Origin of the sequence: Peptoniphilus indolicus ATCC 29427 (assembly GCF_000227315.1) — a bacterium.
Lineage (GTDB): Bacteria > Bacillota > Clostridia > Tissierellales > Peptoniphilaceae > Peptoniphilus > Peptoniphilus indolicus.
In genome coordinates this window covers 470,068-478,460 of record NZ_JH165061.1, presented here as the reverse complement: position 1 = coordinate 478,460, position 8,393 = coordinate 470,068, and the positions used below count along the sequence as shown (strand labels likewise).

At 34.7% G+C, this 8,393-nt stretch carries 5 protein-coding genes and 1 pseudogene; 1 reads left to right on the top strand and 5 read right to left on the bottom strand.

The features are described 5' to 3' along the window. The coding region (locus HMPREF9129_RS11905) for a hypothetical protein (RefSeq protein WP_004819894.1) at nucleotides 1-218 on the top strand (218 nt) is incomplete at its 5' end. A gap of 49 nt (nucleotides 219-267) precedes the next feature. Here HMPREF9129_RS11905 and nifJ read toward each other — a convergent pair. The 5 genes and pseudogenes from nifJ to HMPREF9129_RS02210 all read right to left on the bottom strand — a co-directional run bounded on the left by nifJ (nucleotide 268) and on the right by HMPREF9129_RS02210 (nucleotide 8,243). After that, nucleotides 268-3,758, bottom strand: a pseudogene (nifJ, locus tag HMPREF9129_RS02230) (pyruvate:ferredoxin (flavodoxin) oxidoreductase). Nucleotides 3,759-3,940: 182 nt separating this feature from the next. Further along, on the bottom strand, nucleotides 3,941-4,585 hold the full coding sequence (locus HMPREF9129_RS02225; protein WP_004819888.1) for an aspartate/glutamate racemase family protein: 645 nt from the start codon (nucleotides 4,583-4,585) through the stop codon (nucleotides 3,941-3,943). 21 nt (nucleotides 4,586-4,606) lie between these two features. Then, nucleotides 4,607-5,791: a methionine gamma-lyase gene (gene megL, locus HMPREF9129_RS02220; protein ID WP_004819886.1), complete on the bottom strand. Its 1,185-nt coding sequence runs from the start codon at nucleotides 5,789-5,791 to the stop codon at nucleotides 4,607-4,609. A 28-nt stretch (nucleotides 5,792-5,819) separates the two neighbouring features. Continuing rightward, nucleotides 5,820-7,172, bottom strand: coding sequence for a Na+/H+ antiporter NhaC family protein (locus tag HMPREF9129_RS02215; RefSeq protein ID WP_004819884.1), 1,353 nt, complete (start codon nucleotides 7,170-7,172; stop codon nucleotides 5,820-5,822). A gap of 12 nt (nucleotides 7,173-7,184) precedes the next feature. Beyond that, nucleotides 7,185-8,243 (bottom strand): sigma-54 interaction domain-containing protein, encoded by a 1,059-nt coding sequence (locus HMPREF9129_RS02210; protein WP_004819883.1) that lies wholly within the window; start codon nucleotides 8,241-8,243, stop codon nucleotides 7,185-7,187. Nucleotides 8,244-8,393 lie beyond the last annotated feature (150 nt).

The following is an 8,393-nucleotide window of genomic DNA, read 5'->3' as shown; positions in this document are numbered from 1 at the left end:
TAAAATTTGAACAAGACAAAATATATGATTTTTATTTAGAAAATAATCTTTCAAGAGGTGAAGTTTGTGTGGAAATTTTAGATTCGAAGAAGAATGTTTTATTTACTTTAAATAGTTTAAATCCTTCGCACAGCCAATATATGCTAACTGATGCAAAATATTTTTTTAAAGTCAATTTTAAAAAGGCTTCCGGTTATTATAAATTTTCCTGGAAATAATAGACAAGCTGAACACTTAAATTGTGTTCAGCTTGTTTCATTTTATTATTTAATTTTCTGCCAACTTTTTATATTTAGCATATCTAAATTTAGAGTCTTCTTCTGCCATTTGATACAATTGTTCTGCAACTTCAGGGAATGTCTTCTTCAATGAAGTGTATCTAACTTCTGAATCTAAAAATTCTTGGAATGATGCTGTCGGTTCTTTAGAGTCCAATGTGAATGGATTCTTTCCTTCTACTATCAATTGAGGATTGTATCTATATAAGTGCCAATATCCTGCTTCTACGGCGCGTTTTTCTTGCGCTATACTCTTGCCCATTCCATTTAGTAGCCCATGGTTTATACATGGTGCGTAGCAAATTACTATTGATGGTCCATCATAGCTTTCTGCTTCTTTTAAAGCTTTCATCAATTGATTCATATTTGAACCCATTGCAACTTGTGCAACATATACATAACCATAAGTCATAAGCATTGCGCCAAGATCTTTCTTTCTAACTCTCTTTCCACCTGCTGCAAATTTTGCCACTGCAGCTCTTGGTGTTGATTTTGAAGATTGACCACCTGTATTTGAATAAACTTCTGTATCGAATACCAAGATGTTAAAGTCTTCTCCACTTGCCATTGTGTGATCAAGTCCGCCGTATCCAATATCATAAGCCCAACCGTCTCCACCAAAGCTCCAAATTGATTGTTTTACAATGTAGTCTTTAAGTTTATATATTTCTTTTAGATTTTCATCGTCTGAATCCTTAGTAAGCTCTACGATTTTAGATTCTAATTCACGAGTTACTTTAGGGTCTTTCATATTTTCAATCCACTCTGTGAAGATTTCTTCTTTTCCGTTTGCTTCCATGTATTGTTCCATATGGAATTTTATAGTATTTCTAAGCTTCTTAACTGCAAGCGCCATACCATATCCATATTCTGCATTGTCTTCGAATAGTGATGATGCCCAAGCTGGTCCATGTCCATGTTTATTTGCACAGTATCCTGCTGATGGATATGAACCTCCCCAAATTGATGAACAACCTGATGCATTTGCTATAAGCATTCTATCTCCAAATAGTTGAGTTACAAGAGTTGCATATGGTGTTTCTCCACAACCCGCACAAGCTCCGTGGAATTCAAGAAGTGGTTGTTTGAATTGTGAACCTTTTACTGTGTTATCTTCCATAACATCTTCTTTAGGTTCAACTTTCATTGCGTATTCCCAATTGCCTGCTTGTGAAAGTTCTGCTTCCAATGGTTCCATTGTAAGAGCTTTTTCTTTTGCCGGACATGTGTCGGCACAGTTTCCACATCCTGTACAGTCAAGCACTGAAACTTGAATTCTATATTGTAAATCTTCAAGCCCTCTACCTTTTGCTTCAAGAGTTTCAAAAGCTTCCGGTTTAGATTCAACTTCTTCTTTGTTTAATAAGAATGGTCTGATTACTGCGTGAGGACAAACGAAAGAACATTGGTTACATTGTATACAGTTTTCTATGTGCCAATGAGGTACATTAACTGCAACTGCTCTCTTTTCATATCTTGCAGTTCCTGTAGGCATTATACCTTCTTCAACTCCAACGAATGCTGACACCGGAGTTTCGTCTCCCTTTTGAGCATTTAGTGGATTTAAGATTGTCTTTACATATTCCGGCAAGTCTTTTTCTGCAAGTGTGTCTTCGCCTTCTAACCAAGAAGCATCAAGTTCAATCTTTTGTAATTTTTCTATACCAGCGTCAACTGCAGCATAGTTCATTTGAACTATCTTGTCGCCTTTTTTGCCGTAAGTTTTCTTTATTGATTCTTTTAATTTAGCTACAGCTTCTTCGATTGGCAATACTTCTGCTAATTTGAAAAATGCTGATTGCATAATCATATTAGTTCTTGAACCAAGTCCTATTTCTTCAGCTATTCCTGTTGCATTTATAGTGTAGAATTCAACTTTCTTTTCAACTAAAGTCTTCTTCATTTGAAGAGGTAAGTTTTGTTTTAACTCTTCTTCTGTCCAAAGTGTATTTAGTAAGAATTTTCCACCGTCTTTGATTCCTTCTAACAAATCATAGTTGTATACATAAGATTGTTTTGAGCAAGATATAAAGTCAGGTTTTGTAATTAAGTATGTTGAGCGTATTGGTTTGTTTCCAAATCTCAAGTGAGAAATTGTAACCCCACCTGATTTTTTAGAGTCGTATGCAAAATATGCTTGTGCATACATTTCTGTTTCATCACCTATTATCTTTATAGCTGATTTATTTGCGCCAACTGTACCATCTGATCCAAATCCCCAGAATTTACACTTAATTATATCTTCAGGTTCTGTTTGAATTTCTTCTTTAACTTCAAGAGATGTATGTGTAATGTCATCGTTTATTGAAATTGTGAACTTGTCCTTTGGTTTTTCTTCTGCCAAGTTGTCATACACACTCTTTATATGTGAAGGTGTTGTGTTTTTAGAAGCTAATCCATATCTTCCCCCAACTATGATTGGCGCATTTTTTCTCCGACAAATGCACTTAGTACATCAAGATGTAGCGGCTCATAAGGAGCTCCCTTTTCCTTAGTTCTATCTAGAACTGCTATCTTCTTAACTGTCTTTGGAACTACGTCTAAAAGATATTTTTTAGAGAATGGTCTATACAATCTAACTTTTATAAGACCTACTTTTTCTCCGTTTTTATTTAAGTAATCTACAGTTTCTTCTATAGTTTCATTTACAGAACCCATTGCTATGATAACTCTTTCGGCATCTTCTGCTCCGTAGTAATCAAATGGTCTATATTTTCTACCTGTTATTTCGCCCATCTTATCCATATAGTAAACTATTGTCTCTACTACATCTTCATACATTTGGTTTGTACTCTCAGCTGCTTGGAAATATACATCTGAGTTTTGAGCTGTACCTTTTGTGTATGGTCTGTTTGGATTCATAGACTTTAGTCTAAATTCATTTATAGCTTCAAAATCTACCAGCTTTTTATAATCTTCATAATCTACCGCTTCTACTTTTTGAATTTCATGCGAAGTTCTAAATCCATCAAAGAAGTGCATAGTAGGTATGCGAGATTTTATTGAAACAAGATGAGATACTGCACCTAATTCCAATATTTCTTGCACTGACGAAGACGCTATAATATTAAATCCGGTTTGTCTTGCTGCCATTACGTCTTGATGGTCTCCAAAAATTGAAAGCGCATGTGTTGAAAGAGCACGAGCTGCAACGTGTAGAACTCCCGGTAAAAGTTCCCCACTCATCTTGTACATATTTGGAATCATGAGCAAAAGTCCTTGTGATGATGTAAAAGATGTAGCTAAAGCTCCAGCTGATAATGCTCCGTGCATTGCTCCAGCTGCTCCACCTTCTGATTGAAGTTCTGAAACTTGAACTTGTTCCCCAAAAATGTTTTCCTTTCCGTTAGCAGCCCATGCATCTATTAACTCTGACATATCACTTGATGGCGTGATAGGATAGATAGGAGCAACTTCAGAGAATGCGTATGCAACATATGCCGCAGCTGTATTCCCATTCATGGTCATCATTTTTTTCATTTAATTTCCCCCTGTTAGTTATGTGAAAAATACTTCTTAACACCTGTATATATACCTATTAACTATATTGAACAAACTTCTTTATTTTGTATAGGTTTATAATTGCTAATTTATAGTTCATACGGTATAAATTTAGCACTCATTTTTTCTTAGCTCTTACATTCTTTAAAAGAACTCACAAGTTAACTCATGAGCTCTTTTATCATATTTTCTGTAGGATCAACAACATTTAATTTCGTCATAGATTTTATCTCATTTGATAGTTTTGAGAAATGTGTACATCCTATCAAGAGTGTATCAATCTTATATTCTCCAGTTATTCCCTCTATATAATTTAAAAAACCTTGTATATTCAAGACATTTAAAACATCCGTGTCCTCTGCTTCTATCTTTTCTACAAACGGCATATTGCCAATACATACTGAAGAATTTATGACATTATTTTCTGCAACTAATCTATCTAGAGAATAAGCTGAAAATCCATTAGCAGCTATAATAGCAAGATTTTTAACTCCTTTTAAATTTTTGTAAGTTTCAAGCGGAGTAATAATTTCTATCTTCTCGCGTTCTCCAATTTCTTGATAATCCACAGATAGACTTAGCGAATTACAATATACAAAAATTTTCTCTGCGCCTAAAGTTTTTGCCTCTTGAACATTTTTTTCAAACATTTTATTCAATTCTTCCCTTGAAAAATATTGCATTCTTGTCTGTTCTTCAGGTGTGTTTGAAAAAGGATATTCAATTGTAGAAATGTCAAATTTGTTTAAAATTTTCACCCCTTCTCTTGTATCTCCCTTTGTTCCTGCAAAAACTGCTACTTTCATAAATCCTCCCTATGCAATAAATTATACTAGTTGGTCCAACGCCGCTTTAAGGTCTGCAATTATATCTTCTGCATCTTCAAGACCTACTGAAAGTCTAACCAAACCTTCTGCTATGTCAGATGCTTTTCTTTCTTCCGGTGTGTATGGAGAGTGCGTCATTGATGCTGGGTGTTGAATAAGTGTTTCACAATCTCCAAGACTTACTGCAAGTGTACACAGTTTAACATTATTCATGAGTTTTATTCCAGCTTCTTTGCCACCTTTTACTTCAAAAGATATCATAGCCCCTGGAAGTCTCATTTGTTTTTTAGCCAATTCGTATTGTGGGAATGATTCAAGTCCCGGATAAGCAATTTTTTCAACTGCCGGATGTAATTCCAAGAATTTTGCAACTTCAACAGCATTTACACAGTGTTGTTTCACTCTAACCGCCAAAGTCTTCATTCCTCTGCCAAGTAAATATGCTTCAAAAGGTCCTATTACCGAACCTGTACAATCTTTTATACCCACAAGTCTAACAGCATCTATTATTTCTTTTGAACCCACTGCAAATCCTGCAACTACATCTCCATGTCCATTTAAATACTTAGTTGCTGAGTGAACTACTACATCTGCTCCCAATTCAATTGGTCTTTGGATATATGGAGTACAATAAGTGTTGTCAACTACCAATATACATCCTTCAACAGAGTGAGCCACCTTTGCCGCCGCTTCTATGTCTGTTAAATACATATTTGGGTTTGCCGGCGTTTCTATATATACTATCTTAGTGTTTTCTCTCATGGCATTTTCAATATTTTTTACATCTCTTGTATCTACAAAATCAACTTCTATGCCAAATTTAGAAAGTCCGTGATTTAATAGTGCAAATGTACATCCATATAGTGTCTTTGCCGCTACAACATGATCTCCCGCTTTTAATTGAGACCAAAATACAGATGAGATGGCTCCCATTCCTGATGAAGTTGCAACTGCTGCATCTGCTCCTTCAAGATTAGCTAATTTCTTTTCTATTACTGTTGTAGTTGGATTGCCCAGTCTTGAATATATGTATCCTTCTTCTTCAAGGGCAAATCTCTTTCCGCCTTGTTCTGCTGAATCAAATACAAATGTTGATGTTTGATAAATAGGTGTAGCTAAAGCACCATATTTATTTGTGTCGCTACCTTCGTGAATTGCTCTTGTTGAAAACCCTCTATTGATCATTTTTTACCCCCTGTTTATTTAAACCAACTTATATTTCTTTAGGTTGCCACTTTTCAAAATCCCAAGGATGTTTCTTTATAAAGCCATCTGCAAAAGGAATAAAAATTGAAAGTATTACAAAGAATGCAAGTGCAAACTGATACCATAACAACGGCATTATTTCAAATGGAGAGACTTTTCCCTCTGTGAATTGTACTGCCATTAATACTTGAGCTCCGTAAGGGATGAACCCTTGCATAATAGCTCCAAAACTATCTAACAAAGATGCTGACCTTCTTGGGTCAACTTTATATTCTTCAACTATATTTCTAACAATCGGTCCGTCGATTATTATAGCAACTGTATTATTGGCTGTTGCCATATCTGTCAATGAAGTTATAAGTGCAATACCTACTTCTGCTGACCTTCTGCTCTTGATAAAACTCTTAATTTTAAGTAGTAGCCAATCTATACCACCACCATAGCTAACAAGACCTGCAAGTCCTCCAGTGAGCATTGACAAAAGGAATATTTCAAACATTCCCGCAAAGCCATCATATACAAAATTTGAATACTCTAATAAGTTAAATACTCCAGTTGACATACCTATAACCCCTGAAAGCAATGTTCCAAGAACAAGTACAACGAATACATTCATTCCTGCTATAGAGGCAACTAGTACAAATATATATGGAATAACTTTTATAAATTCAAAATCATAAACTGCCTTCGTTGGCGCAACTTCCGGTCTTCCAAAAATAACTAACAACACTAAAGTAACGATCATTGCCGGAACTGACATCGCCAAATTGGCTCTGAATTTATCTCTCATAGCAACCCCTTGAGTTCTTGTAGCTGCAATTGTAGTATCTGAAATTACAGATAAGTTATCTCCGAACATAGCCCCACCTATCAATGTTGCAATTATAAGTGACATTGAGATTGTTGTCTTCTCAGCAAATCCTACTGCTATAGGTCCAAGCGCAACTATTGTTCCAACTGATGTTCCTGTTGAAATTGATATAAAACAAGCTATTACAAATATACCAACTGTGATAAGTCCTGGAGGAATAAATGATAATCCAAGATTTACTGTCGCATCAACACCACCCATTTGTTTTGAAACAGTGGAGAATGCCCCTGCAAGTATATAGATTATGCACATTATAATTATGTTTTCGTCTCCACAACCTTTTATAAAGACATCAAATTTTTCATCAATCTTTCCCTCTATTATTAAAAATGCTGCGATTATACCTATGATTACTGCTATTGGAGCTTTAAATCCATAAAATCCCATTGCATCTCCATTAAAAACCAAACTCATTCCTATTACCAAATAGGAAACTATAAATAGTAGAAATGGTATCAATGCTATAAAACTAGGTTTTTTCTTTTCCATACTCTAAACCTCCTACATTTTGTCTAATGAGTATTTTTTAATTCTATTAAGTAATAGAGTGTGAGTAGTGTTTAATTTTTTAGCCGCACTCCTTATAGAATTTGAATTTTTAAGAATACCTTTTATATATTGCTTTTCAAAATCTTCTACAGCTTCTCTCAAACTCTTTCCGTCTTGTTCCATAAACGCTTCTTCATGATCAAATTTTATATGCTTAGGCAAAACTTCTTGGTTATTTGACAAAACAACAGCTCTCTCCAAAACATTTTGAAGCTCGCGTATATTCCCCGGCCAAGAATAATTTTTTAGCATATCTTTTGCAGAATCGGTAAACACTATTGAATTTCTATTATATCTTTTACTCATTCGCTCTAAAAAATAACTTATTAAAATATCCAAGTCTTCCATCCTATCTCTCAAAGGTGGTATTTCGACAGAAAAAGTATTTAACCTGTAGAACAAATCTAAACGAAATTTACCTTCTTCTATAAGTTTTATAAGGTCTCTATTCGTTGCTGATACTATCCTTATATTCAAATCTATTTCTCTATTTGAGCCAAGACGTCTTACTTTTCTCTCTTGGATAACTCTTAAAAGCTTTGCTTGAAGATGATAATTTAATTCTCCTATCTCATCTAGAAAAACTGTTCCACCACTGCATGCTTCAAAGATTCCCATTCTACCGGCTGATTTAGCCCCGGTAAAAGCTCCAGCCTCATAGCCGAACAACTCTGACTCCAAGAGTTCCTCGGGAATTGCAGCACAGTTTATGCCCATAAATTTTTCATTTGGCCTTGAATAAGAGTGAATGGCCCTAGCAAACATCTCCTTGCCTGTCCCACTCTCTCCCAAAAGCAAAATACTGGTGTCAGAATCAGAGAACAATTTTGCCATTTCAACTGCATTTAATAAATTTGCAGATTCTCCAATTATATCATCAAAAGTTATGTAACTCTTGGTTGAAAAATTAAGCTCCCCAAATTCTCTTAAAGTGACCAAATAACCACTAAAAATATTTTCTTCAGAAAATAATTTATCTACATTTAGTAAAAAATTTCTTCCATTTATCATACAGATTTTATTTTTATATTCTTATCAGCTTTATTTATAAGCTCTTCAACTTCTTTTTCTAAGATATAAGATGTTATCTTTTCTCCATCTTCAATATTTACAAAATACTCTCTCGCAAACTTATTTGCATATTCAATTGTTCCTTTCTTG

Coding starts and splice junctions, on each gene's coding strand:
- HMPREF9129_RS02225 (WP_004819888.1), bottom strand. CDS start 4,585: ATGAAAGTAGCAGTTTTTGCAGGAACAAAGGGAGATACAAGAGAAGGG.
- megL (WP_004819886.1), bottom strand. CDS start 5,791: ATGATCAATAGAGGGTTTTCAACAAGAGCAATTCACGAAGGTAGCGAC.
- HMPREF9129_RS02215 (WP_004819884.1), bottom strand. CDS start 7,172: ATGGAAAAGAAAAAACCTAGTTTTATAGCATTGATACCATTTCTACTA.
- HMPREF9129_RS02210 (WP_004819883.1), bottom strand. CDS start 8,243: ATGATAAATGGAAGAAATTTTTTACTAAATGTAGATAAATTATTTTCT.